This window comes from Gemmatimonadetes bacterium SCN 70-22 (genome assembly GCA_001724275.1).
In the GTDB taxonomy this organism is placed as follows: domain Bacteria; phylum Gemmatimonadota; class Gemmatimonadetes; order Gemmatimonadales; family Gemmatimonadaceae; genus SCN-70-22.
The window spans coordinates 1-25,955 of sequence record MEDZ01000017.1 but is presented as its reverse complement, the minus strand read 5'-3'; the positions used below and the strand labels follow the sequence as shown (position 1 = coordinate 25,955).

Below are 25,955 nucleotides of genomic sequence, written 5' to 3'. Positions count from 1 at the left end.
CGCGCCCAGCGCCTCCGGCAGCCGATGACCGATATCCTTCGCGAACGCGTCGACGCAGCGCTGGGGAGCGCCTACGAGATCGAGGGCGAGCTCGGACGCGGGGGGATGGGCGTGGTGTATCGCGCCCTCGACCGCAAGCTGCGCCGCGCCGTCGCCATCAAGGTCCTCCCCCCCGAGCTGGCGTACCGCGAGGACGTGCGGCAGCGCTTCCTGCGCGAGGCGCAGACCGCGGCCCAGCTGAACCACCCCAACATCGTCCCCATCTACGCGGTCGAGGAACGCGACGGGCTGGTCTGCTTCGTGATGGCGCTGGTGGAGGGAGAACCGCTGGCGTTGCGCCTGGCGACGGTGCGGCGCCCCCCCCTCGCCGAAGTCTGCCGCATCCTCCGCGGCGTCGCCGACGCGCTGGCCTATGCCCACGCGCACGGGATCGTCCATCGCGACATCAAGCCCGACAACATCCTCATCGATCGCGTCACCGGGCGCCCCCTCGTCACGGACTTCGGCATTGCCCGGGCCGCCGAGGGCGATGCCCGGCTCACCGTGACGGGGATCGCCGTCGGCACCCCGGCCTACATGTCCCCGGAGCAGGCGATGGGCGAGCGGGAGGTGGATGGGCGCGCCGACCTCTACTCGCTGGCAATCGTGGGCTACCAGATGCTCTCGGGCGAACTCCCGTTCCAGGCGTCCAACACCCCCGCGATGCTGATGAAGCACATCAGCGATACCCCCCGTCCGCTGCGCGAGCGCCGGGCCGACCTCCCGCCGCCCCTCGTCGCCGCCATCGACCGCGCCATGGCGAAGCGTCCCGAGGATCGGTGGGAGCATGCCGCGGCCTTTCGCGATGCCATCGCCGCCATCGAGGACGGGCTCGCGGCACGCCCCGCCAGTGCGCCGCTCCCGCCGGCCGAATCGGGACGCCGGCCGGATCCGCAGTCCGACCGTCTCTCGTCCGCGTGGAAGCATCGCGCCCCGCAGGAGCAGGGCATCGCCGCGAGCGTGCGCGACATCGTGCGGGGAGCACACGACGACGCCCGGGCGCTCGGCCGCGACGCGGTGCGCGCCGCGTCCGAGGCGGGGCGCGACGCCATCGACGCCGCCAATGCCGGATGGGGGGGGGCGGACGCAAGGCGCCCAAACCAGGAATTGCTCCCCCTTCCGCCCGTCCCCCCCTGGATGCCCGAATCGTGGCGCGACGTGCGCGAGCGCGGGAGGCTCTCGCGCCACGAGCTGCGCCGTGAACGCGCCGCGCTCCGCGGGAAGGAGAGCCTGGAATCGTTCGGCCAGATGAGCGTCGTCGACCGGATCCGCGCCTTCCGACGTCGCACCGCCAGTTCGGCGGTGACGGTGGGGTTTCTCGCGGCGATCAACCTGGTCTTCTCCCCCGACTTCCTCTGGTTCCTCTTCCCGGCGGCCGGGATGGCGATCCCGCTGGCGCAGCGGCTCGCGGCGCTCTGGGCCGACGGCGTGCGGTTCAAGGACATCTTCGGGAGGGAGGCACGGCGCGCCCTGCAGGCGGGGGCGTTCGCCGGCGGGGCCGCGGCCGGGGCCGGGGCGGGACTCCCGTCACCCGCGCAGCTGGCGCGCCGGATGGTGCCCGACGACGTCCTGGCCGGGCCGTATGGCGACCAGGTGCGGCGCGCGGCGTCCGATCGCCTGGCCGTGCAGGACGTGCTCGCCAAACTATCGAAAGCAGATCGCGACCTCATCCCCGACGTGGCGCCGACGGTCGACGCCCTCGCCGAGCGCGTGGCCGCGCTGGCCCAGGCGCTGCATCGCCTCGAGGAGGATGTGCGCCCCGCCGCGGTGGCCGAACTCGAGCAGCGGCTGCAAGCGGCACGGGCGCAGCCGGAGTCGCGGGAGCGCGACCAGCGCATCCAGCTCCTCGAGCGCCAGCGCACGACGATGGCCGACCTCCTGTCGCGGCACGAGACGCTGCGCTCGCAGCTCGACAGCGCATCGCTGGTGCTGCAGAACATGCGCCTCGACATGATCGCCCTGCGCTCGGCGGGGGTGCAGTCGGCCCTCGACGACGTCTCCTCGGCGACGCAGGAGGCGAGGGCGCTCTCGCGCGACATCGCCCACGTCCTCGACGCGGCGCGAGAAGTCCGGTAAGGCGGCGGGACGCCGCGGCGCGGCGTGGTACGGCGTGGTGCGGCGCGGCGTGTTGCGGGGCGTGTTGCGGGGCGCCGCCGGCGGGGCGGCAGCTAGCGGGGGAGCTCGCCCGGGACCCAGCGCTCGCCGCCTAACGCGTAGCCCACGAGCCCGCCGACCACCGCGCCCAGCGCGAGCCCCACCGGGGCCCCCTTGAGGAAGTCCTTCGCCCGCGGGTTCACCTCCGGCAGCTGCCCGAACCCGATGAGGAGGGCGCCGGTCAAGCCGCCGATGACGATCCCCTTCACGGTCGCGCCGCGCGTCGTACGGCCGGAACTGACCTCGATGCGCTCGATCGCCGAGGTCCGGATCGTGACGCGGCGATAGGATTCGACGAGGACCGGTCCCATCTCGAAGCCGAGACGGCGGCGCACCCCCGCGGTGTCGAGGGTGACGGCCTCGGCGTCGAGCGAGTCGACGCGTCCCACGAAGCGGTCGCGCCGCATCGTGGGGGCGGAGATCCGCACGCGCGTGCCGATGCCGACGGGGCGGGCGGCGACCGGGGCCGGCTGCTGGGCCGCCAGCGCCGGGATGTCGAGGGTGCAGAAGGCAAGGGCGGCGAGCGCGCCCAGGACGAGACGAGTCACGCGGATTCCTCCAGGTCGTCGAGTCGGCCGGCGAGCTCGCCGGCCAGCCCGGGGTGCCCGAAGCGGTTCGCCGCGGCGATGCCGCGCCGCAATGCCTCGCGGGCCTCCTCGGTCCTGCCTAACGCTTCACAGGCCTGCGCGAGGCGCCCGTAGCCATTGCCTTCGTCGTCGAACGCGGCGAGGTAGGCGACAAGGTGCTCGCGGGCTTCCTCCCACAACTCCGCCTTCAACAGCTCGTTGGCCAGCCCGAAGCGCGCCAGCGGGTTTGCCGGGTTTCGCGCCACCATGGCACGGAAGGTGTCGAGTCGCGGCGCGGTCATCGGGCGAGGAGCGCGGTGAGGGCCGAGGCCACCCGTTCGGGCGCCTCTTCCGGGGTGAAGTGTCGCATGTCGGACACCACGTCGAGCGTGGCGCCAGGAATCGCCTCCGCCAGCCGCTGCGGAATGTCGCGCGGCAGGAAGGGATCCTCGGCGCCCCACACGATCGCCGTCGGTGCCACGATATCCTTCAACCGCGGGGCGAACGCCTTTGTTTCCGCGGGGTCCAGCGCCGCCAGGTGCGCGATGAGGACGTCGCGCCCGGCATCGGTCGCAAAGGGGCGCACGAACTGCTCGATGGAGTGGGCCCCCCGTTCCGAGACGACATAGCCGCGCAGCAGGTCGGCGCGGAGGACGGAGAGAATCCACGTGGCGGGGAGGTGGCGCGTCAGCGGCATCGTTGCCCGTACCAGCTTCACCTCCCGTCCCGGCCAGGCGTCGAAGGCCACCGAGTTGATGAGGCACAATCGCGAAACCCGCGTGGGATAGCGGATGGCCAGGGATTGCGCGATCCCACCGCCGATGTCGTGCCCGACGATGGTGGCGTAGTTGATCCCGAGCGCGTCGAGGAGCGCGATGACGCGATCGGCATGCGCCCGCAGTGAGAGCTCCGCCCCGCCAGGAGGGTCGCTCCGCCCGTAGCCGAGGAGGTCGAGGACCACCACGCGGTGCCCCTTGGGGACCAGCGGGACGACCTCGCCCCAGAGATGCGATGAGGTGGGGAAGCCGTGAATGAAGACGACCGGCTCCCCTACGCCGCGCGTGCCAGCGGCATAGTAGTAGAGGCGCGCACCGCCCACATCGACGAATTCACCGCGCACGGCGGCGCCGGTGTGGCAAGGGGGGCGAGGAGGCGTCTGGTGGCATGTCGGTACGGTGAACGTCAGAAAGGGCAAATTGGAGAGCACCCGCTCCCCGGACAAGCGCAGGGCGCGGGACCTCTAGCGCCGTTTCTCTAAACTGATAACGTATGGGGCGGCGGGTCCGCGCGCCGCCGGCGTCGCAGTTTAGTTGTATGTCGTGCAACAACTTGCGAGGTGGATTGGTCCCGTGACCCTGCCGCAGAATCTCCCCGAGATCGTTGCAGCCGACGTTTCCGGCCCCGAACCGCTGCGCTTCCCCTTGGAATGGATTATCACCAACGGGTCGCCTCCGGTACAGTATCGCGCCATCAAGTCCGTTGCCATGCTTGCGGATGCAGCGGAGCGGCTCCCCTCCATCCCCTTGGCGTACTTCCCGGGGCTGCGCCTCGCCGTCTCCCAGCGGATCGATGGCACCTGGAACGGATCGATGCTCGAGATCCCGAGCGACGGTGCGCGGAAGCTGGATGACGCGATCGGGACGATCCCCGCGGTGCATCGGCTCCTCGAGCTGGGGTACGACCCCGATTTTCCCCCATTCCTCGTGGCGCGCAGAACGCTCTTCCGCCTGCTCGCCGAAGACAACGACCCGGCTTACCTCTTCGAGCTGGGGGCGCGGGGGACGGGGGCGGACTATCGGCGCTACGGTCGGCGGCGGCTGCGGGAGGCGGCGGCGGCGGTATTGGCCCGCCTCGGCTACGAGAGCGATCCCAGGCTGCGCGGGTGCGCCAACCGCATGGTGCAGCGCGTCCGCGACTTCCTGCAGTCGCCGCTGGCCGAGGATCCCTGGGTTCGCATCGGGAACAAGCATGCCATCTCGCCCGATGCGACGCCGCCCTCCGTCTCGCTCCTGGTGATGCTCGCCCACATGCCGCTGTACCGGCACGAGAACCACGAGTTCCTCAAGGAACTGCGCGAGTACCTCATCCGGCCGGTCGGGCAGAAGGAAGTGCAACAGCAGGTGGGCGACGCCCTCCTCCCGCAGCCGCAGCTCGTGCTGGGAGACCCGCTGACCGGGCGGAGCGCTCCCACCGGTGATGTCGCGACGACGCTGTTCTGGCTCGAGACGCTTGCCCGCCTTGGCCTCATGCAGACGCATGAGGCGTGGGGACAGGCGTACGAGCTGGTCGTGCGGGGGTGCGACCGCGACGGGATCTGGCGGGCGTCGCGCGGGGGGCCTCCGAGGGCGCCGTCGCTGTGTGAGGCGTGGGCGATGTACCCGCTCGACGCGCGCCGGGATGCGGACGCCGTTTCGGCCGAGGTGACGACGCGACTCGGGATCATCGCGCGCGCGGCGGGGCGCGAGGTGGAGCTCGCCTGACCGTCGCGCCCCACCTGGGTCGGGTCCCGGCCCGCGCCGATACGTAGGCCGAACACTGGCAGTCGATCCGCGACGCGCCCTACAGACGGAAGGGCGGCAACACGCCACCTTGCGTGTGTCGATGGTGGATGCATCGACGCGTGATGTCCGAGCATGGAGGGCCGTATGACCAGACAGTTGCTGCCGCGCACCACGCCCATCTTTTCCAGTGCGCTCCGGGAGATGGACGAGATGCAGAATCGCCTGCTGCGCATGTTCAACCAGCCGCCGATGATGGAACGGTTTCCGATGGAGACCGTGGGGTGGATGCCGCCGGTCGAGATCGTCGAGAAACCCGATGCGCTGGTCCTGACCGCCGAGCTTCCCGGGCTGGATGGCAAGGACCTCGACGTCTCGTTCGAGGCCGACATCCTGACGATCCGGGGCGAGAAGCTCGAGGAGAAGCGCGAGGAGAAGGAGGAGCCGAAGTTCCACATGTTCGAGCGCTACTATGGAAGCTTCTCCCGCTCGTTCACCCTGCCACGCCGGATCGACCCGGCCAGGATCACGGCCGAGTTCCGGAATGGCGTCCTGGTGGTGACGATGCCCAAGGCGTCGGACGATGTCGCCAAGGGGCGGAAGATCGAGGTCAAGGCGGGGAAGTAGCCGCGACATGAACGCGTCGCATCGCAGGAGGGTGCGGCGTAGGCGGCGAGTCCAGGCACGTGCGTCGTGCGAGGGCTCGCCGTCGTTCGTCGTGCTTCAATTCCACGCGCGGGCGCGGCAACTTTGGGAGGAACCGCTCCCTCCTTCCACAGGTCCACGTGCTGGTCAGCGTCCTTCGCGGGCGGCTCTCGCCTGACGAGTGCTACCCCGCCCACGAGGCCGGGCTCGAAACCCGGCAGCTCAGGCTCGGCAACGGGGAGCGGGTGCGCCTCGTCGAGGGGGGCGACGCCGCGGCCCCGCCGGTGCTGTTCGTGCACGGATGGGGCGCGTCGGCCTACTTCTACCGCAAGCTCCTCCCCTCGGTGATGGGGCTGGGGCGGCGCGTGATCGCGATGGACCTGCGCGGACATGGCGGATCGGACAAGCCGCGCGACGCGGCGCTGTACTCGGGCGAGGCGATGGCCGACCACGTGGCGTGCGTGCTCGACGCCCTCGGCTGCGCACGCCTCGCCCTCGTCGCCCATTCGTTAGGCGGCGGCGTGGCGCTGGACGTGGCGCGGCGCCAGCCGGAGCGCCTGTCGTCGCTCACCCTCCTGGCCCCGGTGGGGCTGGCTCCCGTGCGCTTCCTCGCGCTGGCCCGGCTGGCGACGCCGGGGTTTGCCGCGCCGCTCGTGCAGTACGCCGTTCCCCCGTGGACGATTCCCCTGGCGATTCGCGCCATCAACGGGACGTTAGGCGATTTCGCGGTGCGCGACGCCGACGAGTACTGGGCCCCCTCCCGCGACCCCGCCTTCAGCTGGGCACTGCGGGCGCTCCTCCATCGGTACCGCCTGGAGCCGCGCACCGACCCCGAGCTGGACGCGATCACCGCCCCGGTCCTCGTCCTCCTCGGGGGGCAAGACCTGTTGATACGGGGCGCCGAGTCCGTGGCGCGCACCGCTGGGCGGCCGCGCTGGCGTGCGCGCGTCATCGCCCGCGCGGGGCACGTCCTGGCCGAGGAAGTGCCGCTGCGGGTGCTCGACGAGCTGCTCCCCCACCTGGCGGCGCACCCCTAGCCGGGGCTGCGCGCCCACCGGGTCGTGCGCCGCGACGGCAGTGAGTCGCGGCGGCTGTACGCCGCGGCGGCAGTGAGTCGCGGCGGCAGTGGGCGCAGGCGGTTGGCCGCGGCGGTGGCGTCGCCCTGCGTCCGGCACTTAGCTTCCGAGGAACAGACAACGACACGCGGAATGACGACCACGCGACCTGCCACGCGCCAGCGCAAACGCACGACCAAGCGACCCTCGCCCCCCGACGCACTCGTTCCATCGGCGGCGCCTTCGGCCCCCGACGCAGCGCCGCCCGACGTGGCCGGCGCCGCCGCACCGGCCGTGCCGGATGGCCCGGACGACGGCCGACCCGCGGACGACGTCGCTCCCGCCGAAGCCGGGGAGGCGTTCGCCTCGTTAGGCCTGGCGCCCGAGGTGGTCCGCGCCGTTGCGGCTGCCGGCTACCGCGCCCCGACCCCGATCCAGCGCGATGCGATTCCCATCGCCATGCAGGGGCGCGACGTGATGGGGCTGGCGCAGACGGGGACGGGGAAGACCGCGGCCTTCACCCTCCCGATCCTGCATCGGCTGCTGGGCGGGCCCAGGCGGCTCCGCTGCCTCATCCTCACGCCCACGCGCGAGCTGTGCCAGCAGGTGGACGAGAGCTTCCGCAAGTACGGGCAGTTCACCAGCGTCGAGGTCGCGCCGATCTACGGCGGGGTCCCGTACGAGCCGCAGGAGAAGGCGCTCCAGCGCGGCGTCGACGTCATCGTCGCCACCCCCGGGCGCTTCATCGACCACATGGAGAAGCGCAACGCGTCGCTCGAGTCGCTCGAGATCCTCGTGCTCGACGAGGCCGACCGCATGCTGGACATGGGGTTCGCCCCGCAAATCAGCCGGATCGTCTCCGGCGTCCCCCCCTATCGCCAAACGCTCCTCTTCAGCGCCACCATGCCGCCCGAGGTCGAGGCCCTGGCGCGCAAGTACCTGCGCCGCCCGGTGGTGGTGCAGGTGGGGCGGCGCTCGTCGGCGGCGAGCACGGTGCGCCACGCCGTCTACCCGGTGCCACGCGGGCGCAAGAACGACCTGCTCGTGGAGCTCCTCCGCCAGCCGGAGATGGACTCGGTGCTGGTCTTCACGCGAACCAAGAGCGGCGCGGACCGCGTCGTGCACGACCTGCGTGACGCGGGGATCGAGGCGACGGCGATGCATGCCGACAAGTCGCAGGCGCAACGCACGCAGGCGATCGAGCAGTTCAAGCGCGGAGAGATCCGCGTCCTGGTGGCCACCGACATCGCCCAGCGCGGCCTGGACATCTCGGGGATCACGCACGTCATCAACTACGACGTTCCCTCGCAAGCCGAGGACTACGTCCACCGGATCGGACGCACCGGGCGCGCCGCATCCTCCGGCGACGCCTTCACCTTCATGGCGGCTGACGAGATCGCCATGGTGCGCACGATCGAGCGGGTCCTGGGACAGCCCATCGAACGGATCTCGATCCCGGGTTACGATTTCGGGACGGTCGCGGTGGAGTCCTGACGGGACGCGAGCGCGGCACGGTCACTCACCGCTTGACCCGCCCCGCCCGGGAGACGGTGACGGTCTCCGCCGCCGCCCCGCGCCCGACGATGAGGCGGGTGTTGGCGGCGCCGAATCCGAGTCCGCTGGGGTAGAAGGCGATGGAGTCACGCGTGGTCGCGAGGGTGACGCCGAAGACGTCGTGCAGCATGGCGCGCGCGAGCGTATCGCTCCCGGCGTGGACCACGACGCGCCCCGCGGCGGTGTCGAAGCGAACCGCGGTGTGGCGCTGCCATCGCGATGCGTGGTGCCGGGCATCGGCCAGGGTGGAGGTGAGCGCCGAGGTTGCGCCATGCACGGCGGCGCGGTCCCGCAGGCGGGCGATTGCGGGGATGGCCATCGACGAGATGATGCCGATGACGGCGAGGACGACGGTGCTCTCGACCAGCGTGTATCCGGCGCGCATGGGGGCTCCTTGGGGAACGCCTCGAGGATGGCGCCCCCGCGAGCAGTCCGCGTCATCATGGCGTTGCCGCACCCCCCAATCCGTTGCCGGGCCGCTGGACGGCCCTCAGCGCACGTCGTCCGGACGTCGCGAGCCCCGGGGAGCTTACGCGCCTCCCCGCGTGAGGCCATAATCCGCCTCCATGACGCACAATCCCATGCGACGGCGACTCGGGGCCGGGGTGGCGAGCGCGCTCCTCGGAGTGGCGGCGTGTGCCCCTCCCTCGCAGCAGGACCTGCAGACGGCGCAGGCCATCTCCGAGCTCGGCGAGTCGTTCAACGACATCCGGCTTGCGCAGCAGGAGCTGCAGGACCAGATCGACTCGCTGCGGACCGTGGCCGTCAGGCAGGACTCCATCATCCGGATGCTGGCCAACCTGGCCGGGGTGCAGGTTCCGCGGTGAGCGGGGCGCCGCCGCCGGGCACCGCTGCGCGGCGTGACCGCACGGGAATCGTTTACCTTTGACGCAGCACTCGCAGCATCCGGGCAGGGACGCGAGGGCGCCCGGGGGTGGAGGGATGCCATCGCCCGGGGAGGTCCGCGCTTCCCTCGCCCGTTCCTCACCCCCTCTGTCCGAGATGCGCATCGCACTCTCAACCGGTGGCGGCGACGCACCGGGGCTCAATGCCGTCATTCGTGCCGCCGTCCTCTCTGCCACCAGCCGCGGCTGGGACGTGCTGGGCATCTGTCGCGGCTACTACGGATTGTTAGGCGAGGATGACATCATCCCGCTCACTCGCGACGCCGTGCGCGGCATCGCTCACCTGGGCGGGACGATCCTGCGCACGACGAACCGGGGAAACCCCTTCGAGTTCCCCGTACGCCAGGCGGACGGGTCGTTCATCGAGGTCGACCGCTCCGACGAGATCTTCGAGAATGCCCGGCGGATGGGGATCGACGCGATCGTGACGATCGGCGGCGACGGTTCGTTGAGTATCGCGCAACGGCTGTTCGAGCGGGGGATGAGGATCGTGGGCGTCCCCAAGACCATCGACAACGACGTGAGCGGCACCATCACGACCTTCGGCTTCGACACCGCCGTGAACACGGCCATCGAGGCGATCGACAAGCTCCACACCACCGCCGAGAGCCACGATCGCGTCATCGTGATGGAGGTGATGGGGCGTCACGCCGGGTTCATCGCGCTCCATGCCGGCGTGGCGGGGACGGCCGACGTGATCCTCATCCCGGAAATCCCGTTCGACATCGAGAAGGTCTGCGCCAAGGTGCGCGCGCGCGACCGCGCCGGGCGGCACTTCTCGATCGTGGTGGTCGCCGAGGGGGCCTTTCCGGTCGGGGGGCAGGAGTCGATCCTCGGCGATTCGCTCCCGGGCCAGGACAAGCGCGTCGGGGGGATTGCGGGCCGGCTGGCCTGGGAGATCCAGACGCGGACGGGGAAGGAGTCGCGCTCGCTCGTCCTCGGCCACTTGCAGCGTGGTGGCGGGCCCACGGGGTACGACCGGCTCCTCGCGACGCGATTCGGGGGGGCGGTGATCGAGGCGGTGGAGCAGGGGAAGTGGGGGCACATGGTCGCCCTGCAGTCGCCGCACATCGTGACGGTCCCGTTCACCGAGGCGCTGAGGCAGCCGAAGCGAGTGGATGTCAACCACGACATCGTGCGGACGGCGCGCGCGACCGGGATCTCCTTCGGCGACTAGGGGGTGTCCCCCTGTCCTCCCCGATCGTCTGCCCTGAGGGACGGTGCGGGGAGCGGCACCGATGGCGACGTACCGGGTAAGACGTTGAACTGATGTGGGTTAGAGCAGCTCGAGCGCATCCGGGCGGCATCGGCACCTTCTGTGCACGTCTGCGCCCCCGAAGCGCGACACTTCTCGAGCAGGGAGTGGTGGTGGTCTCTCGAATCGGCTGGATCTCACTCGTGGCGATGGCGGCGCTGGCGATGGCGCCGAATCGGGCGGAGGGGCAGAACCCTCTCCCGGTCCGGTCGCTCGTGCCGGCCGGCAAGAAGGGGGCTGCCCGGGAGTCGATTCCGGAGAGCCACCTGCCACCCGCCGGGATGTGCCGCATCTGGATCGACAACGTGCCGCCGGCGCAGCAGCCGGCCCCCACCGATTGCGCGACGGCAATCCGGAACCGGCCGCCGAATGGGCGGGTGATCTTTCCCGAGGACGGGGCGCGCAGCCGGCGCGATCCGAAGGACGTGAAGGACGTGAAGGACGTGAAGGACGGGAAGGACGGGAAGGACGGGAAGGGCGAGCGCGAAGCGAAGGGGCGCAAGCGCGGCAAGCCGATCGACTAGATTACGGCGTGCTCCGCGCCGTCCATGACCATTCACTCCCGCCAGACCACGACGCCTTCGTAGCGGCCGAGCCGCCGACGGGGCGCGTGATCGTCATCGCCCCCACGCGCGCCGCGTGCGAGACGATCGAGCTCGCGCTCGCCCTCCAGATCGAGACCGTCATCGAGCGCGAGCATGGCGCCGAGGTGCGGGCGCTCGCGGCATCGGGGGCGGGGTTCGGGATCGTCGCCGGGACGGGGACGGGGAAGACGCTCGCCGTCCGCCCGATCGCCCAGGCGATCCTCCGCACCCAGGCGCTGCGGGTCGGCGTCGTGAATCGCGAGCGGGAGGCGACTCCCGAGACCCCGACCTGGAACGTGATCGTGGTGACGACGGGGATCGCGCGCCGCTGGTTCCAGGACGGTGACATCCAGGCGCGCGACACGCTGGTGATCGACGAGATCCACCAGACGTCGGCGGAGCTGGAGCTCTGCCTGGCGTTAGGCAAGCGGGTCGGGTGCCGCTTCATCTGGCTCTCGGCCACGGTGGACCCGCGCTTCTACGCCGAATACCTGGGGTCGTCGGCGGTGATCGAGTCGACCGCCTTCGACCCGCGCAAGGCGGCCGACGTGCGCGTCGTGCGGAAGGACCCGGCGAACTTCCTCGACGACCGGTTCCTGCAGCAGGTGATGAAGCAGCGGCGGGGGGTGGGGATGTTCCTCCCCACCCGGGCGGCCGTGGAGCAGGTGGCGGCGCTGGTGGGCGATCGCTTCCGCCGCATCACCACGGCGTTCTACCACGGCGGCGAGCCGATTCGCGTCATCCGTCCCTTCCTCGAGGAGGGGGTGGAGAAGCCCTTCTTCCTGGCGATGACGGCGGCGGGACAAAGTGCGCTGAACATCAAGGGGCTCGACACCGTCGTCATCGACGACACGCGATTCACGAACGTCGTGGAGCGCGGCAAGAACGTCCTGACGCGCACGCACCTGGGGAACAACGAGATCCTGCAGATGGCGGGGCGCGTGCACGGGCGCGTGGATGGGGGGAAGGTCTTCATCCTGAGCGATCGCGACCTGCACTGGCCCTCGCTCCGTCCCACCGAGCCCGACTTCCAGCTGGCGGGCGACTCGGAGCGGGTGGCGCTCACCTGCGCCGACCTCGGGGTGCGCGCCGACGAGCTCGACCTCCCCGTGGCGCTCGACCGCGGCGCCTATCGGCGCGCCGTGCAGCACCTGGAGGCGCGTGGCGTCATCGAGAACGGGCGGCTGTCGCGCTACGGCCGGCTCGTCGAGAAGCTCCCGGTGGAGCGGGAGTGGGCCGAGCTCATCGTGCACGGCGAGGACACGCTGATGCCGTACCTTGCGGTGATGGCCAGCGTGGAATCGCTGCACCGGATGACGCGGGACGAGCGCGACCTGGAGGGGCTGGTGGTCGCCGGGAGCGATCACCTCACGGCCTACAACGTGTATGCCGAGGCCTACGCGAAGGCCGGCTACATGGGCGAGGTGTACGGCCTGGCACGCCAGCTGTTCGACGAGGAGGCGGTGGCACGCTGGGCCGACCGGCGAGGGGTGCTGGTGAAGGCGATCGAGGACACGGCGCTGGCCATGGCGTCGGTGTACCGTGGCGTGGGACTCCCGCTTCCCGACACGATGCCGCTGGTGACCGAGGAGGTGAGGCGCGCGTACTGCGACCTGGTCGCGCGCATCATGCCCTTCGACCTCGTGATCGACGAGGAGACCGCCGACGGGCAGGAGGCGCGGGTCGGCAAGAGCAGCGTATGCGGGTCCTGGGGGGCGGTGGCCGGCTCGCTGCGCTACTTCGCCGATCGGATGGGGATCCCGCGCGCCTCGATCGAGGGGACACAGCTGCCGATGGCCCTGGTGCGCAGGTACGCCGTGCCCGGCGAGTCGCGACTGGCGTACGACGGGCGCGGCAAGCGCGAGGCGCTGGTGCGCGAGTCGCGGCTCACGTACTTCGGCTTCGACCTGGAGCGGGACGAGGAGCTCCTCGATGCGTTCCCGTCCGGGGAGGAGGGGGTTGCGCGGCGCGTGCTGGCGGAGGCGCTGGCACGGGGCGAGCCGCGTCACGTGGCCGTCAAGCGCAACCGCCCCATGATCGAGGAGGCACGCGAGCTGTACCGGCGCTCGGGCGGGACGACGCGGCGCCTGGGGATGCCGGAGCTGGCGGCGCTGTACGAATCCGCGTTAGGCGACGTGGGCTCGATGCGGGAGTACCGGGCCGCGCCGCTCCGGCTCCCGCTCGCCGACTGGGTCCCGGCCGAGGAGCGCGAGCGCCTGCTGGCGCTCCCGGAGCACGTCGAGGTGCGGGGGCATCCGGTGGGTATCGACTACGACGTGGAGGAGAGGGCGGCGCTCGAGGGGGGAGATGCCACGGTCGGCGTCGCGCGCCTGGTGCTTCCGGAGAAGCTGGCGCGATCGCTGGTGGCGGAGGAACTGCCGCGGCTGGATCGTCCGCTGCGCTTCGTCGTGCATCGCGGCCAGCGCGGGAGCGTGCGCGCGGCCACGCTGGATGAGCTGCAGGAACTGCTCGACCGCCCCTGGTCGCCCGAGGAGCACCTGGTGGATCGACGGGAGCGCTTCGAGGAGCGGCACCGTCGCCGGCGCGAGCGCGACGTGGCCGAGGTGCGGGCCCAGTTCGCGCGTGACCGGCGTGGCCGGGGGCGCGAGCGCGATGCCCGCGAGGGGCGTGCGGGGCGGGACGAGCGCCGCGGACCCGACGATCGCCGTGGGCGGGACGACCGCCGTGGGGGGAGTCAAGGGCGCGGGAGTGACCGACGACGCGGGCGCTGAGCGCGCCTTGCGGCGGCGGTGCCGAGGGGCCGATCGTAGTCGCCATGAGCGAGACGAAGGGGCGCATCATCGAGGCTGCCGCAGGGTTGATGGCCGAGCGGGGCTATCGGCGCACGTCGATCGACGACGTGATCGATCGGGCCTCGCTGAGCGGGAAGAGCCACTTCTATCACTATTTCCGGTCCAAGGAGGAGCTGGCGATGGCGGTGGTGGATCGCCAGTTCGACCGGCTCGCCGAGCAGGGGGGGGCGATCCTGCGGGACACGACGCTGGGGCCGGCGGATCGCCTGCAGCGCTTCGTCGAGGCGCTGGTAATGCTGCACGGCGCGGGCGGGGTTGAGGGAGGGGGAGCGGCTGGAAACCTTTCTGCTGAGATATTTGTTCTAGGCGAGGGTTTTCGCGTGCGGCTGGCACTGGCCTTCGACCGGTGGGTCGCCCAAATTGAATCGATGCTGTGGGAGGCGCGTGCGTTCCTGAAGCCGGGGACGGACACACGGCGCCTGTCGCGGTTCATCGTCGCCACGCTCGAGGGGGCACTCATGTTGTCGAAGGTGAGCCGAGATGCGGGGGTGCTGCGCGAGGTGGAGACGGAATTGAAGCGATTCCTTGCCATGCACGTTCGTGAGGGGGGTACGGCATGACGAGCCAGTCCGATGCGAAGCGTCGCGCGGCGTTCGAGCGCGAGGCGCTGGTGCACCTGGATGCGCTGTACAACTTCGCATTCAAGCTCTCGCGCTCGCGCGACGATGCGCAGGACCTGGTGTCCGACACGATCCTGCGCGCGCTGGAGCGCTGGGAGCAGTACCATCTCGGGTCCAACATCCGGGCGTGGCTGTTCACGATCCTCTACCACATCTTCGTCAGCCGCAAGCGCCGCATCGACGCGCGCGAGGTGCTGGCGCCGGACGATGCGGAGGGGAATCCCGCCTTCGAGGCGGTGGGCGAGACCGACCCCGAGGGGGCGTTCTACGACTCGTTCATCGACGAGAAGGTCGTGGAAGCCATCGAGGCGCTCCCCGACGAATACCGGACGTCGGTCATGCTGAGCGACGTGCAGGGGATGCGCTACTCCGAGATCGCCTCGGTGCTTGGCGTCCCCGAGGGGACGGTCAAGTCGCGCCTCTTCCGCGGGCGGCGGATCCTGCAGCGGAAGCTTCGCGCCTACGCCGCGGAGATGGGGTACATCCGCGTGGTGCCCAGCGAGGCCTAACGAGCCCGGCGTGGGGGGCCGGCGGGGCCGGTCGCCGGGGAGTGGTCGTCGACCGAGCGCTCGCGCTCGCGAAATCGCGCCGCCTTGGCCCGGTTCCCGCACGTCGCCATGTCGCACCAGCGGCGGCGGCCGTTGCGGGTGGCATCGTAGAAGACGCGCGGGCAGCGGTGGTCGCCGCAGCGCCGGACCCGTGACAGCTCGCCGGCGATGAGCGAGTCGGCGGCCGACTCCACCACCGGGATGATGAGGCCGGCAAAGGCGTCGCCGGTCGGGACGAAGGCGCGGGTGAACGAGCCGTCGGCGCGCGTCTCCAGGCGCCGCGTCCCGGCGCTGCGGCCGAGGACGCGGTTGATCTCCGCCAGCGCATCCCAGCGGATCTTCTCCGAGTTCGCCCCCCGCTCGGCGAGCGCGCGCAGGGCGGCGCGCATCCGCCGCGCGTCGACCAGCGCCGCGGCGGCGCCGGCCGGCTGCTGCTGCGCGCGCCGCCGCATCCCTGCCGCACGCTCCTGGTCGAGGACACCGGACGACTCGAGGAAGCGCACGAGCGAGTCGAAGTCACGCAGCAGGTCGACCCGCATGCCGCGGCGGACGTCGTCGGTGTTGACGAAGTCGAGCCAGAGTCGCTCCGCGATGAGGGTGAACGGCGACGGCTCGTGGCGCGGGCGCGCGGGCGGCAGCACGGCGTGCAGCGGTACGTGCGTGGATAGGAGACCCATGGGCGCCCTAGCTTATCCCCCGCCTGCGGGGGGAGCAAGGCGCGCCGTCGCCCCCGTCGCGGCCGCTTAGATTTCGAGGACCCGGCCCGCACGGCCGGGGGTGAGGACCAGGATCCCACGGAGAGGTGATGGAGTCGATGCAGGAGCCTGTGCACGTCCCCCGGGTCGCCGTGGGGTCGCGCAATCCGGTGAAGGTCGCGGCGGTGGCGCACGTCGTTAGGCGGCTGCATGCGTCGGCCATCGTGGAAGGGATCCAGGTGCCCTCGGGCGTCCCCGACCAGCCGGTCGGCGATGACGAGACGCGGCGCGGCGCGGCGGCGCGCGCCCGGGCGGCCCGCGCCGCCCTGGATGCGGACATCGGCGTCGGGCTCGAGGGGGGCATCGTCGAGGACGGCCACCTCGGGATGCGCACCTGCGCCTGGGCCGCGGTCGCGCTGCGCGACGGGCGCGAGTTCTTCGGCGGCTCCCTCGCCATGCCCCTCCCGCCGGCCGTCGCCGAACTCGTGCGCGGCGGCACGGAGCTCGGTCACGCCATGGATGCGCTGACGGGGGAGTCCGACACCAAGCACGGCGCCGGCGCCGTCGGGATCCTCACGAATGGGATGATCGACCGGCAGCGCGCCTACGAGGTCCTGGTCACCTACGCGCTCTCCCCGGTCATCGCCGCGTCGTTCTGGACGGCGGCGGCGGGCAAGGGGGGACGCTGATGTCCCCGGCGCCCTTCGTCATTCGCGAGCGCGTCCGGTGGTCCGACTGCGACCCGATGGGGATCATCCGCTTCGACGCCTACACGCGCTTCATGGAGATCGGAGAGGGGGAGCTCTTCCGCTCCGTCGGGATCGGCTATCGAGAGTTTGCCGACCACTTCGGCATCTCCCTGCCACGGCGGGTCATGCACCTCGAGTATCCGTCCCCTCCGCGGCTCGACGAACTGCTCGAGGTGGCGGTGTATATCTCCGAGGTCGGCGAGACCTCGCTGCGACTGAACTTCGACGCCTATGGCGATGGGGGGGCGCTCCGGATGGCCGGATACCTGGTGCTGGTCTGCGTATACGATGGGCCGGATCGCGGGGATGCGATCCGACGGATCGCCTGGCCGGGCGCCTTCATCGAGGCGCTGGCACCGTACCGGCTCACGGTGGACGAGGCGCGCGCGGCGCGCGTGACGGGGGGCGCATGACGACTCCCGCCACCCCGCCCGACAGCTACTTCCGCAAGGGGTTCGGCCTTGGCGCCGAGGTCCGGGACGAGCTCACTGCCGACTACACGGGGCGACTGGTCGACTACCTGCGCTCGCATGACTACACGCTGACCGCGGGCGACGTCACCATCCGGCTGGCCCGCGAGTTCGGCTTCTGCTACGGCGTGGACCGTGCGGTGGACTACGCCTACCAGACGCGCCGCAAGTTCCCCGACCGGAAGCTCTTCCTGCTGGGAGAGATCATCCACAACCCGCACGTCAACGCCAACCTGCGCCGCATGGGGATCGAGATCCTCGAACCCCTGCCCGGCACCACCGATGGGGAGCCCCGCTTCGACTTCTCGGTGGCGGGGCAGGACGACGTGGTGATCCTTCCGGCCTTCGGGGTGACCGTGGCCGACTTCCACGCGTTGCGCGCGCGCGGCTGCGTCCTGGTCGACACCACGTGCGGGAGCGTGCTCAACGTGTGGAAGCGGGTGGAGGGGTATGCACGTGACGGCTTCACGGCGCTCATCCACGGCAAGTACTACCATGAGGAGACGCGGGCCACCGCATCGCAGGTGCTCAAGTATCCCGAGGGGCGCTACCTGGTCGTGCGGGACATGGACGAGGCGCGGGAGGTCTGCGCGTACATCGAGGCGATGGGGAGCGCTCAGGTGACCCCGGAACGGCGCGCGGCCTTCCTGGACCGCTTCGCCAAGGCGGCCTCGCCCGGCTTCGACCCGGACGAGCACCTCCGCAAGATCGGGGTGGCCAACCAGACGACGATGCTGGCGCGCGAGTCGCTGGCGATCGGCGAGGCGGTGGGGAAGGCGATGGCCCGTGCCTTCGGCGAGGAGTACCGGGTGGCCCACCACCGGACCTTCGACACGATCTGCTCGGCGACGCAGGACCGGCAGGACGCCGTGAACGAGCTCCTGCAGGAGCCGCTCGACGTGATGATCGTCATAGGCGGCTTCAACTCGAGCAATACAATTTCCCTCGCCGCGCTCTGTGCGGAGCGGGTTCCCACCTACCATGTCGAGGATGCCGAGTCGATCGATCCGGAACGCGGGACGCTGCACTATCGGGTGGCGGGCGTCCGGCACGTCGAGGCGGACGCGGCCGGATGGCTTCCGGCACGCGGGGCGGTGCGCGTGGGGATCACGGCAGGGGCCAGCACGCCCAACAACAAGATCGGCGAGGCCGTGGCACGCATCCTCGCCACGCGCGGCATCTCGGTAGAGTCGGTCGGGTGAAGCTCCCCTTCCGCGCCAAGCCCCGCAAGCACTTCCCGACCGCCGCCGACTTCGGCTACCTCGAGCTGCGCGGTGGCGGGACCCGGGTGGTCCTCGTCCCGTCGTTAGGCGGGAAGATCACCGAGCTGTTCATGGGCGGGCGGGAGTGGCTCTGGACGAGCGACGTCGTCCCCCTCGCCCGCGGCATCGACGGGACCTCGTATCTCGAGACCGGCGACAGTGGCGGCTTCGACGAGTGCTTCCCGACGGTCGCGTCGTGCCGCGTCCCGGGGTGGGTGCGCACCTTCGGGGGCATCGAGCTCCCCGACCACGGCGAGCTGTGGTCGCAGGAGCCGGTGCTCGGCGTGCGCACCGCCGCCGAGGGGCAATGCGCGGTCTTCACCTGGCGTGGGGCGCGCTTCCCCTACCGGCTGCAACGTGCCGTGTGCGTCACCCCCGACGGCTCGGTGCGCATGGACTACGCGCTCGTCAACGACGGCGCCGAGCGCATCCCCTTCATCTGGTCGGCGCACCCGACCTTTCCGCTCACCCCGTCGACGCGGGTCCTCCTCCCCGGCGGCGCGCGGCTGCGCGTCTTCGCGCGGCACGAGATCGACCTCGGCGAGGCACGCTCCGAGCACCGCTGGCCGTTCGTCCGCGGTGGGGGGAAGGTGCACGAGTTCGTCGCCCCCCACGACGTCGCCAAGCGGTACGCGTGCAAGCTCTTTCTCGACATGCCACAGGGGTGGGCCACCCTGCGCGAGGGAGACGCCGAGCTGACCGCCACCTTCGATCCCGGGATCGTCACGCACTTCGGCCTGTGGATCAACAAGCGCGGGTGGACGCCGTTCCGGCGTGAGGCGCCGTACCTCAACCTCGCCTTCTCCCCCTGCATCGGCGCCCCCGATTCGCTCAGCGACGCGCTGGGTGACTGGAAGAGCGCGGCGTGGGTCGATCCCGGCGGGGAGCGCAGCTGGTCGGTGACCTGGACGGCGCGCCCGGCGGTGCCGGAGGAGAGCGGCAACTCGCATTGAGTTTGCCCGGTGGCGTGCAGCTCGCCACGTTTCCGGCGAGAGCCACTTCGAGAGGATTGAACGTGATGTCGCGCCTGCTTCGCCCGAGGCCGCCGCTGCGCGGCGCCCTCGCGCTCATGCTCCGAATCTCCCTGAGCGCGCCCCTGCTCGCCGTGTCGGCCGCTCCCGCGTGGTCGCAGCTCGCCGAGCGCTACGACGTCCTGATTCGGGGCGGGACGGTGGTGGACGGAACGGGGAGCGCGCGCTTCCGGGCCGATGTGGCGCTGCGGGGCGATCGCATCGTGCGCGTCTCGCGCTCGGGCCTCGATCCGCAATCGGCCGGCACCGTCATTGAAGCGGAGGGGCGCATCGTGGCCCCGGGCTTCATCGACCTGCATGCCCACCTCGATCCGCTGCTGCGCCTCCCGGATGCGGAGAGCCACGTGCGGCAGGGGGTCACGCTGGCGCTGGGAGGGCCCGACGGCGGCGGCCCCCTTCCGCTCGCGCCGTACATGGACTCGGCGCAGCGCGCCGGGCTCGGGATGAACGTCGCCTTCCTCGTCGGACACAACTCCATCCGCGAGCGCGTGATGGGGCTGGACGACCGCGCCCCAACCGCGGCAGAGCTCGCGCGAATGCAGGCGCTGGTGGCGGACGGGATGGATGACGGTGCCTTCGGGCTGAGCACCGGGTTGCGCTACATCCCGGGGTTCTACTCGAAGACCGACGAGGTGGTGGCGCTGGCCCGGGTCGCCGCGGCGCGCGGCGGGATCTACACCTCGCACCTGCGCGAGGAGGGGTTGGGGTTGTTCGAGGGGGTCGCGGAGGCGATCACCATCGGCCGGGAGGCTCGCATCCCGGTGGTCCTGACGCACCACAAGGCCATTGGCCGGCAGATGTGGGGACAGTCCGTGCGCACGCTGGCGATGGTGGATTCGGCGCGGAGCGCGGGGATCGACGTGATGATCGACCAGTACCCGTACACGGCGAGCCAGACCAGCCTGTCGGTGCTGATTCCGCCCTGGGCACTGGCCAATGGGGATACCGCGCTGGCCCGCAGGATGAAGGACCCGGTGCTTCGCGACAGCATCGTTCGTGGCGTGATCGAGTACCTCCTGAACGACCGCGGCGGCGGCGACATCAAGCGGGTGCAGTTCGGTCGGGTGTCGTGGAAGCACGACCTCGAGGGGCGGACGCTGTACGATTGGGCGGTGGAGCGCGGGGTCGAGCCGACGCCCGCGGCTGCCGCGCCGCTGGTGGTCGAAGGCGAGCTCAACGGCGGGGCGTCGATGATCTACCACGTGATCGACGAGGGGGACGTGCGGCGGATCATGGGGCATCCGCAGACGATGATCGCGTCCGACGGCCGCCTGACGAGGCCGGGGGAGGGGCAACCGCACCCGCGCGCCTACGGGACCTTCCCGCGGGTATTGGGGCGATACGTGCGCGAGCTCGGCGTTCTGTCGCTGGAGCAGGCGGTACACAAGATGACCGGGATGCCGGCGGCGCGGTTGGGGCTCCCGGATCATGGGGAGGTGCGCGAGGGGGCGACCGCCAACCTGGTGGTCTTCGACGCGGCGACCGTGGCGGACCAGGCGACGTTCACCGCTCCGCACCAGTACCCGGTGGGGATCGACGAGGTGCTGGTGAACGGCGTGCGGGTGGTGGCCAACGGCGCGATGACGTCGGCGCGGCCGGGGCGGGTCCTGCGGAAGGGGGTGGCGCGGTAGCCGCGCCATGGGCGCGGTAGCCGCGCCGTGGGCGCGGTAGCCGCGCCGTCGGTGCGTGCCGGCGGTTGCTTGACGCGTCAGGGACCGTGCGCCATGCTAGCGACCCCGCCTCGGTCATCCGGGGGCGGGGACCCAACTTCCTTCCGGAGCGTCAGCATGGCAGAGATCAACGTCTCGGTGAACGGGCGTGCCTACACGCGCGACGTCGAGCCGCGCACGCTGCTCGTTCACTTCCTGCGTGACGTGCTCGGCTTGACCGGGACGCACGTCGGGTGCGACACGAGCCAGTGCGGGGCGTGCACCGTCCTGCTGGATGGCCGCGGCGTGAAGTCGTGCACGGTGCTCGCCGTCCAGGCCGACGGCGCGCAGGTCACGACGATCGAGGGGATCGGGACAAACGGCGAACTGCACCCGCTGCAGGCGGCATTCCGCGAGGCGCACGGGCTGCAGTGCGGGTTCTGCACCCCCGGGATGATCATGTCGAGCCTCGACCTGCTGACGCACAACCCGGCGCCGACCGAGGACGAGATCCGGCACGCGCTGGAGGGGAACCTGTGCCGGTGCACCGGCTACCAGAACATCGTGAAGGCGGTGCAGCTGGCCGCCAACACCATGGCCGACGGTGGCTCCGCCGTCGCCGCCGACTGAGGAGGGCGCATGGCCACGACCGCAGTGCCGGGGACGTCCCTCATCGGGGAGTCCGTCAGACGCAAGGAGGACCAGCGCTTCATCACCGGGGCGGGGCGCTATACCGACGACCTCAAGCTCACGGGGCAGCTGTACGCGGCGTTCGTGCGGTCGCCGCACGCCAATGCGACGATCAACGCGATCGACGCGAGCGCGGCGCGGGCGATGCCGGGGGTGCATGCCGTCCTCACGGGCGAGGACATGAAGCGCGCGGGGGTGAACCCGATCCCGCCGGGGTGGCTGCACCCGGGGATCAGGATCGCCGAGTTCCGCCCCCTGGCGGTCGGGAAGGTGGCGCACGTGGGGAATGCGGTGGCGGTGGTGATCGCCGACACCCCGATGCTCGCCCGCGACGCCGCCGACGCGGTGCTGGTCGACTACGCGGACCATCCCGCGGTGGCCGATGCGGTGGCCGCCCTCGCGCCGGGGGCGCCGCAGGTGCACGCCGACGCGCCGGGCAACGTCGCCTTCACCTGGCAGCTGGGTGATGCCGCCGCGACCGACGCGGCCGTCGCCGGCGCCAAGCACGTCGTCCGGCAGCACCTGGTGAACCAGCGCCTCATCGCCAACGCGATGGAGCCCCGCGCGTCGCTCGCCAGTTACGATCCGGCGGCGGACGAGCTGACGCTGTACGTGACGTCGCAGAACCCGCACGTGCACCGCCTCATCATGGGGGCCTTCGTCCTCGGGATCCCGGAGCACAAGTTCCGCGTCATCGCGCCGGATGTCGGTGGGGGCTTCGGTTCCAAGATCTTCATCTATCCTGAGGAGTGCGTGGTGGCGTGGGCGTCGAAGACGCTGGGACGCCCGGTCAAGTGGACGGCGACGCGCAGCGAGGCGTACCTGACCGATGCGCACGGGCGCGACCACGACACCAACGTGGAGATGGCGTTCGACGCGCAGGGGAAGATCGTCGCCCTGCGGGTCAAGACGGTCGCGAACCTCGGCGCCTACCTGACGTTGTTCGCCCCTGCCGTCCCGACCTACCTGTACGGCACGCTGCTCTCGGGGCAATACAACATCCCGGCGATTCACGTCGAGGTGACCGCCGCGTACACGCACACCACGCCCGTCGACGCGTATCGCGGCGCCGGACGCCCCGAGGCGACGTACGTGCTCGAGCGGACGCTCGACGTCGCGGCGCACCAGCTCGGGATCGACCCGGCCGAGCTGCGCCGGCGCAACCTCGTCGCCCCCGACGCCTTCCCGTTCCAGACGGCGGTGGCGCTGCAGTACGACAGCGGGAACTACGAGCCCGCGCTCGACAAGGCGCTGGCGATGGTCGATTACCAGGGCCTTCGCGCCGAGCAGGCGGCGGCGCGCGCCAAGGGGAAGTACCTGGGGATCGGCCTGTCGTCGTACATCGAGGCGTGCGGGCTGGCCCCCTCGCACATCGTCGGGGCGTTAGGCGCGCAGGCCGGGCTCTACGAGTCCGGGGTGGTGCGCATCCATCCCACCGGCAAGGTCACCGTGTTCACCGGCTCGCATTCGCACGGGCAGGGGCACGAGACGACGTTCGCGCAGGTGGTCGCCAGCGAGCTCGGGTGCTCCATGGACGACGTGGAGATCGTGCACGGCGACACCGGGCGCGTGCCGTTCGGGATGGGGACCTACGGGTCGCGCTCGGGCGCGGTGGGGGGCGCCGCCCTCTTCAACTCGCTGCAGAAGGTGAAGGAGAAGGGGCGCCGGATCGCGGCGCACCTCCTGGAGGCCGCCCCCGAGGACGTCGACTTTGCCGGCGGCAACTACTTCGTGAAGGGGTCGCCGCAGCGCACGAAGGGATTCGGCGAGGTGGCGCTCGCCGCCTACCTGGCGCACAACATCCCCGAGGGGATGGAGCCCGGGCTCGAGGCGACCACGTTCTTCAACCCGGGAAACTTCGTCTTCCCCTTCGGGACGCACATCGCGGTCGTCGAGGTGGATGGCGAGACCGGGCACGTGACGGTGCGGCGCTACGTCGCGGTCGATGACTTCGGCAACGTGATCAACCCGATGATCGTCGACGGCCAGCTGCACGGCGGCATTGCGCAGGGGACCGCCCAGGCGCTGTGGGAAGGGGCCCAGTACGACTCCAACGGGCAGCTGCTGACCGGGTCGCTGATGAACTACGCCATCCCGAAGGCCGAGTTCCTCCCCAACTTCGAGACCGACCGCACGGTGACCCCCTCGCCGGTCAACCCGTTAGGCGTGAAGGGGGCGGGCGAGGCCGGGACCATCGCCTCCACCGCCGCCGTGGCCAACGCCGTGATCGACGCCCTCTCACCCTTCGGCATCACCCACCTCGACATGCCCCTGACCGCGGGCCGCATCTGGTCGGCGATCCAGGACGCCAAGGGGGGGAACTGACCATGTATCCCGCATCCTTCGAATACCACGCGGCCACCAGCGTCCCCGATGCGCTGGCGCTCCTGGCCAGGTACGGCGACGACGCCAAGCTGCTCGCCGGGGGGCACTCGCTGATCCCGGTGATGAAGCTCCGCTTCGCCACCCCGGCCCACCTCATCGACATCGGGCGCATTCCGGCCCTGTCGGCCATCACCGACGGCGGCTCGGCGGTGCACATCGGGGCCACGGCGCGCCATGCGAGCGTCGTCTCGTCACCCGTCGTGCGGCAGAAGGCGCCGCTCCTGGCGGAGGTGGCGAGCCACATCGGCGACCCGCTCATCCGCAACATGGGAACGATCGGGGGGTCGCTGGCGCACGCCGACCCCGCCGCCGACCTCCCCGCCGCGATGCTCGCCTTGGGGGCAACGCTGGTGGCCACCGGCCCCGGCGGCACGCGCGCCATCGCCGCGGACGACTTCTTCACCGACGTCTTCACCACGGCGTTGCAGCCGGGGGAGATGCTCACCGAGATCCGCGTCCCCGCCCGGGGGGCGGGGGGCGGCGGGGCGTACGAGAAGGACCCTGACCCGGCGTCGGGCTACGCCATCGTCGGCATCGCGGCCGAGCTGCAGGTGAGCGGCGGGAAGATCGCCGCGGCCCGCATCGGCATGACCGGGCTTGGCCCCAAGGCGATGCGGCTGGCGGCGGTGGAAGGGGCGCTCGTCGGCAAGCCGGCGACCGCGGCCACGGTGGCGGCCGCCGCGTCGCACGCGGCCGACGGGATCGTCTTCGTCGACGACGCCAAGGGGAGCGCCGCCTACAAGGGGAACCTGGCGCGGGTGCACACCCGCCGCGCCCTCACGCGCGCGCTCGCCGCGGCGGCCGGCTGACCGGCTGACCGGCTGACCGGCGGGGCGGCGCCGACGCGAACCCGGGCGATGCCGCACGGCACCGCCCGGGTTCGTTGCGCCTGGGGGTTGCCTAACGCTTCCCGCCGAACACGCGCCGCAGCCACGAGACGAACACCTTCCAGAGCAGCGGGAGCGCGCGCAGTTCCTCGCCCTTGGCGATCGCCCCGTCGGCTCGGGGCGTCGTGGCCGGGGCGGCGCTCGTCCTTCCCGCCGGCGGGGGCGCAGGCGCCTCCCCTGCGGACGCGGACAGGCTTGCAGCTGTCGGTTCGATGGAGGGGGGCGCGGCCCCGCCTCCCCCGGGTGGCGGGGGAACGGTGGGCGCCTCCCCCGCCGAGTCCGCGGGTGCGGGCACCGCGCCGCCCGGCGTCGCGAGCTTGGCCTGCACCGACTCGGCGAACTGCCGGAAGAGCTGCTTGTTGACCGACTCGATGAGCCCGCGCCCGAACTGCATCACCCGGCCGGCGACATCGACCACGGCGTCGACGCTCACTTCACTCCCGCCGTCGGGGAGCGGGGTCACCACCCCCGTCATCGTCATGCGCGCCGACCCGGAGCCCCCACTCTCCTTTCCTTCGCCGACGATCTGCATCCGCCGGGCCGCATCGTCCACCAGGGTCAGCGTCGCCTTCCCCGCATAGGCGGCCGTGATCGGCCCCACCTTCACCTTCACCCGCCCGCCGTAGGTCTGCGCGTCGATCGTCTCGGTGAGCTCTGCTCCCGGGAGGCAGGTGACCACTTCCGCCGGGTTCTTGAGGAACTGCCAGACCCGATCGGGCGCGGCGTCGACTCGAAAGGTCTCGTTGATGGTGAGGGACATGGGAGGCGGGAGACGGGAGTGGGGAGACGGGTGTACGCGGCGCGAAGCGATTCGCCTCAGGGAGGGACGAGGTCACGAGACTCGAACTTACCCCCGCATGCCCACCCCCGCATGCCCACCCCCGCATGCCCACCCCCGCAT

General features: G+C 71.3%; 25 protein-coding genes. 19 read left to right on the top strand and 6 right to left on the bottom strand.

The window, feature by feature from the left end; all coding sequences use genetic code 11:
* Positions 1 to 24 precede the first annotated feature (24 nt).
* A complete protein-coding gene (locus ABS52_10140; GenBank protein ID ODT03237.1) occupies positions 25 to 2,115 on the top strand; it encodes a hypothetical protein in 2,091 nt (696 codons plus the stop codon).
* Positions 2,116 to 2,207: 92 nt separating this feature from the next.
* Here the strand turns inward: ABS52_10140 and ABS52_10135 are convergent, their stop codons facing one another.
* Genes ABS52_10135 through ABS52_10125 form a run of 3 tightly spaced genes read right to left on the bottom strand, consistent with a single transcriptional unit; the run spans position 2,208 to position 3,858 of the window.
* Positions 2,208 to 2,741, bottom strand: a complete 534-nt coding sequence (locus ABS52_10135; GenBank protein ODT03236.1) for a hypothetical protein — start codon at positions 2,739 to 2,741, stop codon at positions 2,208 to 2,210.
* Complete coding sequence (locus ABS52_10130) at positions 2,738 to 3,061, bottom strand: hypothetical protein (GenBank protein ODT03235.1); 324 nt, start codon at positions 3,059 to 3,061, stop codon at positions 2,738 to 2,740. The genes ABS52_10135 and ABS52_10130 overlap by 4 nt, the downstream gene beginning before the upstream one ends.
* On the bottom strand, positions 3,058 to 3,858 hold the full coding sequence (locus tag ABS52_10125) for a hypothetical protein (GenBank protein ID ODT03274.1): 801 nt from the start codon (positions 3,856 to 3,858) through the stop codon (positions 3,058 to 3,060). The genes ABS52_10130 and ABS52_10125 overlap by 4 nt, the downstream gene beginning before the upstream one ends.
* A 250-nt stretch (positions 3,859 to 4,108) precedes the next feature.
* Here ABS52_10125 and ABS52_10120 point away from each other — a divergent pair, with 250 nt between their 5' ends.
* The 4 genes from ABS52_10120 (at position 4,109) to ABS52_10105 (ending at position 8,451) form a co-directional block, all read left to right on the top strand.
* A complete protein-coding gene (locus ABS52_10120) occupies positions 4,109 to 5,239 on the top strand; it encodes a hypothetical protein (protein ID ODT03234.1) in 1,131 nt (376 codons plus the stop codon).
* A gap of 165 nt (positions 5,240 to 5,404) precedes the next feature.
* Positions 5,405 to 5,884, top strand: a complete 480-nt coding sequence (locus ABS52_10115) for a hypothetical protein (GenBank protein ODT03233.1) — start codon at positions 5,405 to 5,407, stop codon at positions 5,882 to 5,884.
* A 158-nt stretch (positions 5,885 to 6,042) separates the two neighbouring features.
* On the top strand, positions 6,043 to 6,939 hold the full coding sequence (locus ABS52_10110; GenBank protein ODT03232.1) for a hypothetical protein: 897 nt from the start codon (positions 6,043 to 6,045) through the stop codon (positions 6,937 to 6,939).
* 393 nt (positions 6,940 to 7,332) lie between these two features.
* Positions 7,333 to 8,451: an RNA helicase gene (locus ABS52_10105; protein ID ODT03273.1), complete on the top strand. Its 1,119-nt coding sequence runs from the start codon at positions 7,333 to 7,335 to the stop codon at positions 8,449 to 8,451.
* Positions 8,452 to 8,476: 25 nt separating this feature from the next.
* Here ABS52_10105 and ABS52_10100 read toward each other — a convergent pair whose 3' ends face one another.
* On the bottom strand, positions 8,477 to 8,896 hold the full coding sequence (locus ABS52_10100; protein ODT03231.1) for a hypothetical protein: 420 nt from the start codon (positions 8,894 to 8,896) through the stop codon (positions 8,477 to 8,479).
* A gap of 181 nt (positions 8,897 to 9,077) precedes the next feature.
* Here ABS52_10100 and ABS52_10095 point away from each other — a divergent pair, with 181 nt between their 5' ends.
* From ABS52_10095 to ABS52_10070, 6 genes are all read left to right on the top strand, one after another.
* The gene (locus ABS52_10095) at positions 9,078 to 9,338 is read left to right on the top strand and encodes a hypothetical protein (GenBank protein ODT03230.1); all 261 of its coding nucleotides are present in this window, start codon (positions 9,078 to 9,080) and stop codon (positions 9,336 to 9,338) included.
* Between the two features lie 175 nt (positions 9,339 to 9,513).
* Positions 9,514 to 10,593, top strand: coding sequence for a 6-phosphofructokinase (locus ABS52_10090; GenBank protein ODT03229.1), 1,080 nt, complete (start codon positions 9,514 to 9,516; stop codon positions 10,591 to 10,593).
* A 185-nt stretch (positions 10,594 to 10,778) separates the two neighbouring features.
* Positions 10,779 to 11,195: a hypothetical protein gene (locus ABS52_10085; protein ODT03228.1), complete on the top strand. Its 417-nt coding sequence runs from the start codon at positions 10,779 to 10,781 to the stop codon at positions 11,193 to 11,195.
* Between the two features lie 89 nt (positions 11,196 to 11,284).
* The gene (locus ABS52_10080; GenBank protein ID ODT03272.1) at positions 11,285 to 13,987 is read left to right on the top strand and encodes a DEAD/DEAH box helicase; all 2,703 of its coding nucleotides are present in this window, start codon (positions 11,285 to 11,287) and stop codon (positions 13,985 to 13,987) included.
* Positions 13,988 to 14,031: 44 nt separating this feature from the next.
* A complete protein-coding gene (locus ABS52_10075; protein ID ODT03227.1) occupies positions 14,032 to 14,628 on the top strand; it encodes a hypothetical protein in 597 nt (198 codons plus the stop codon).
* A complete protein-coding gene (locus ABS52_10070; protein ODT03226.1) occupies positions 14,625 to 15,197 on the top strand; it encodes a hypothetical protein in 573 nt (190 codons plus the stop codon). Before ABS52_10075 ends, ABS52_10070 begins: the two co-directional genes overlap by 4 nt.
* Here the strand turns inward: ABS52_10070 and ABS52_10065 are convergent.
* Positions 15,194 to 15,874, bottom strand: a complete 681-nt coding sequence (locus tag ABS52_10065; GenBank protein ODT03271.1) for a hypothetical protein — start codon at positions 15,872 to 15,874, stop codon at positions 15,194 to 15,196. The genes ABS52_10070 and ABS52_10065 overlap by 4 nt on opposite strands.
* A gap of 176 nt (positions 15,875 to 16,050) precedes the next feature.
* On the opposite strand from ABS52_10065, the gene ABS52_10060 reads away from it, so the two are divergent.
* The 8 genes from ABS52_10060 to ABS52_10025 all read left to right on the top strand — a co-directional run bounded on the left by ABS52_10060 (position 16,051) and on the right by ABS52_10025 (position 24,976).
* Positions 16,051 to 16,620, top strand: a complete 570-nt coding sequence (locus ABS52_10060; GenBank protein ID ODT03270.1) for a hypothetical protein — start codon at positions 16,051 to 16,053, stop codon at positions 16,618 to 16,620.
* Entirely contained in the window at positions 16,620 to 17,093 is a 474-nt protein-coding gene (locus ABS52_10055; GenBank protein ID ODT03225.1) for a hypothetical protein, read from the top strand. Before ABS52_10060 ends, ABS52_10055 begins: the two co-directional genes overlap by 1 nt.
* A complete protein-coding gene (locus ABS52_10050; GenBank protein ID ODT03224.1) occupies positions 17,090 to 18,352 on the top strand; it encodes a 4-hydroxy-3-methylbut-2-enyl diphosphate reductase in 1,263 nt (420 codons plus the stop codon). The genes ABS52_10055 and ABS52_10050 overlap by 4 nt, the downstream gene beginning before the upstream one ends.
* Positions 18,349 to 19,365, top strand: a complete 1,017-nt coding sequence (locus ABS52_10045) for a hypothetical protein (protein ID ODT03223.1) — start codon at positions 18,349 to 18,351, stop codon at positions 19,363 to 19,365. Before ABS52_10050 ends, ABS52_10045 begins: the two co-directional genes overlap by 4 nt.
* A 116-nt stretch (positions 19,366 to 19,481) precedes the next feature.
* Positions 19,482 to 21,074 carry an aminoacylase gene (locus ABS52_10040; GenBank protein ODT03269.1) on the top strand — a complete coding sequence of 531 codons (1,593 nt, stop codon included), beginning with the start codon at positions 19,482 to 19,484 and terminating at the stop codon, positions 21,072 to 21,074.
* Positions 21,075 to 21,230: 156 nt separating this feature from the next.
* Positions 21,231 to 21,722, top strand: a complete 492-nt coding sequence (locus ABS52_10035; GenBank protein ODT03222.1) for a carbon monoxide dehydrogenase — start codon at positions 21,231 to 21,233, stop codon at positions 21,720 to 21,722.
* Positions 21,723 to 21,731: 9 nt separating this feature from the next.
* Positions 21,732 to 24,107, top strand: coding sequence for a carbon monoxide dehydrogenase (locus tag ABS52_10030; protein ID ODT03221.1), 2,376 nt, complete (start codon positions 21,732 to 21,734; stop codon positions 24,105 to 24,107).
* Positions 24,108 to 24,109: 2 nt separating this feature from the next.
* Entirely contained in the window at positions 24,110 to 24,976 is an 867-nt protein-coding gene (locus ABS52_10025) for a carbon monoxide dehydrogenase (GenBank protein ODT03220.1), read from the top strand.
* Between the two features lie 91 nt (positions 24,977 to 25,067).
* Here the strand turns inward: ABS52_10025 and ABS52_10020 are convergent, their stop codons facing one another.
* Positions 25,068 to 25,814: a hypothetical protein gene (locus ABS52_10020; protein ID ODT03219.1), complete on the bottom strand. Its 747-nt coding sequence runs from the start codon at positions 25,812 to 25,814 to the stop codon at positions 25,068 to 25,070.
* Positions 25,815 to 25,955: the final 141 nt, after the last annotated feature.

What these genes read in the sequence shown, in the direction of transcription:
- ABS52_10025 (ODT03220.1), top strand. Translation starts at nt 24,110, where the DNA reads ATGTATCCCGCATCCTTCGAATACCACGCGGCCACCAGCGTCCCCGAT.
- ABS52_10140 (ODT03237.1), top strand. Translation starts at nt 25, where the DNA reads ATGACCGATATCCTTCGCGAACGCGTCGACGCAGCGCTGGGGAGCGCC.
- ABS52_10050 (ODT03224.1), top strand. Translation starts at nt 17,090, where the DNA reads ATGACGACTCCCGCCACCCCGCCCGACAGCTACTTCCGCAAGGGGTTC.
- ABS52_10055 (ODT03225.1), top strand. Translation starts at nt 16,620, where the DNA reads ATGTCCCCGGCGCCCTTCGTCATTCGCGAGCGCGTCCGGTGGTCCGAC.
- ABS52_10075 (ODT03227.1), top strand. Translation starts at nt 14,032, where the DNA reads ATGAGCGAGACGAAGGGGCGCATCATCGAGGCTGCCGCAGGGTTGATG.
- ABS52_10130 (ODT03235.1), bottom strand. Translation starts at nt 3,061, where the DNA reads ATGACCGCGCCGCGACTCGACACCTTCCGTGCCATGGTGGCGCGAAAC.
- ABS52_10070 (ODT03226.1), top strand. Translation starts at nt 14,625, where the DNA reads ATGACGAGCCAGTCCGATGCGAAGCGTCGCGCGGCGTTCGAGCGCGAG.
- ABS52_10100 (ODT03231.1), bottom strand. Translation starts at nt 8,896, where the DNA reads ATGCGCGCCGGATACACGCTGGTCGAGAGCACCGTCGTCCTCGCCGTC.
- ABS52_10095 (ODT03230.1), top strand. Translation starts at nt 9,078, where the DNA reads ATGACGCACAATCCCATGCGACGGCGACTCGGGGCCGGGGTGGCGAGC.
- ABS52_10060 (ODT03270.1), top strand. Translation starts at nt 16,051, where the DNA reads ATGCAGGAGCCTGTGCACGTCCCCCGGGTCGCCGTGGGGTCGCGCAAT.
- ABS52_10040 (ODT03269.1), top strand. Translation starts at nt 19,482, where the DNA reads ATGCTCCGAATCTCCCTGAGCGCGCCCCTGCTCGCCGTGTCGGCCGCT.
- ABS52_10020 (ODT03219.1), bottom strand. Translation starts at nt 25,814, where the DNA reads ATGTCCCTCACCATCAACGAGACCTTTCGAGTCGACGCCGCGCCCGAT.
- ABS52_10115 (ODT03233.1), top strand. Translation starts at nt 5,405, where the DNA reads ATGACCAGACAGTTGCTGCCGCGCACCACGCCCATCTTTTCCAGTGCG.
- ABS52_10030 (ODT03221.1), top strand. Translation starts at nt 21,732, where the DNA reads ATGGCCACGACCGCAGTGCCGGGGACGTCCCTCATCGGGGAGTCCGTC.
- ABS52_10035 (ODT03222.1), top strand. Translation starts at nt 21,231, where the DNA reads ATGGCAGAGATCAACGTCTCGGTGAACGGGCGTGCCTACACGCGCGAC.
- ABS52_10090 (ODT03229.1), top strand. Translation starts at nt 9,514, where the DNA reads ATGCGCATCGCACTCTCAACCGGTGGCGGCGACGCACCGGGGCTCAAT.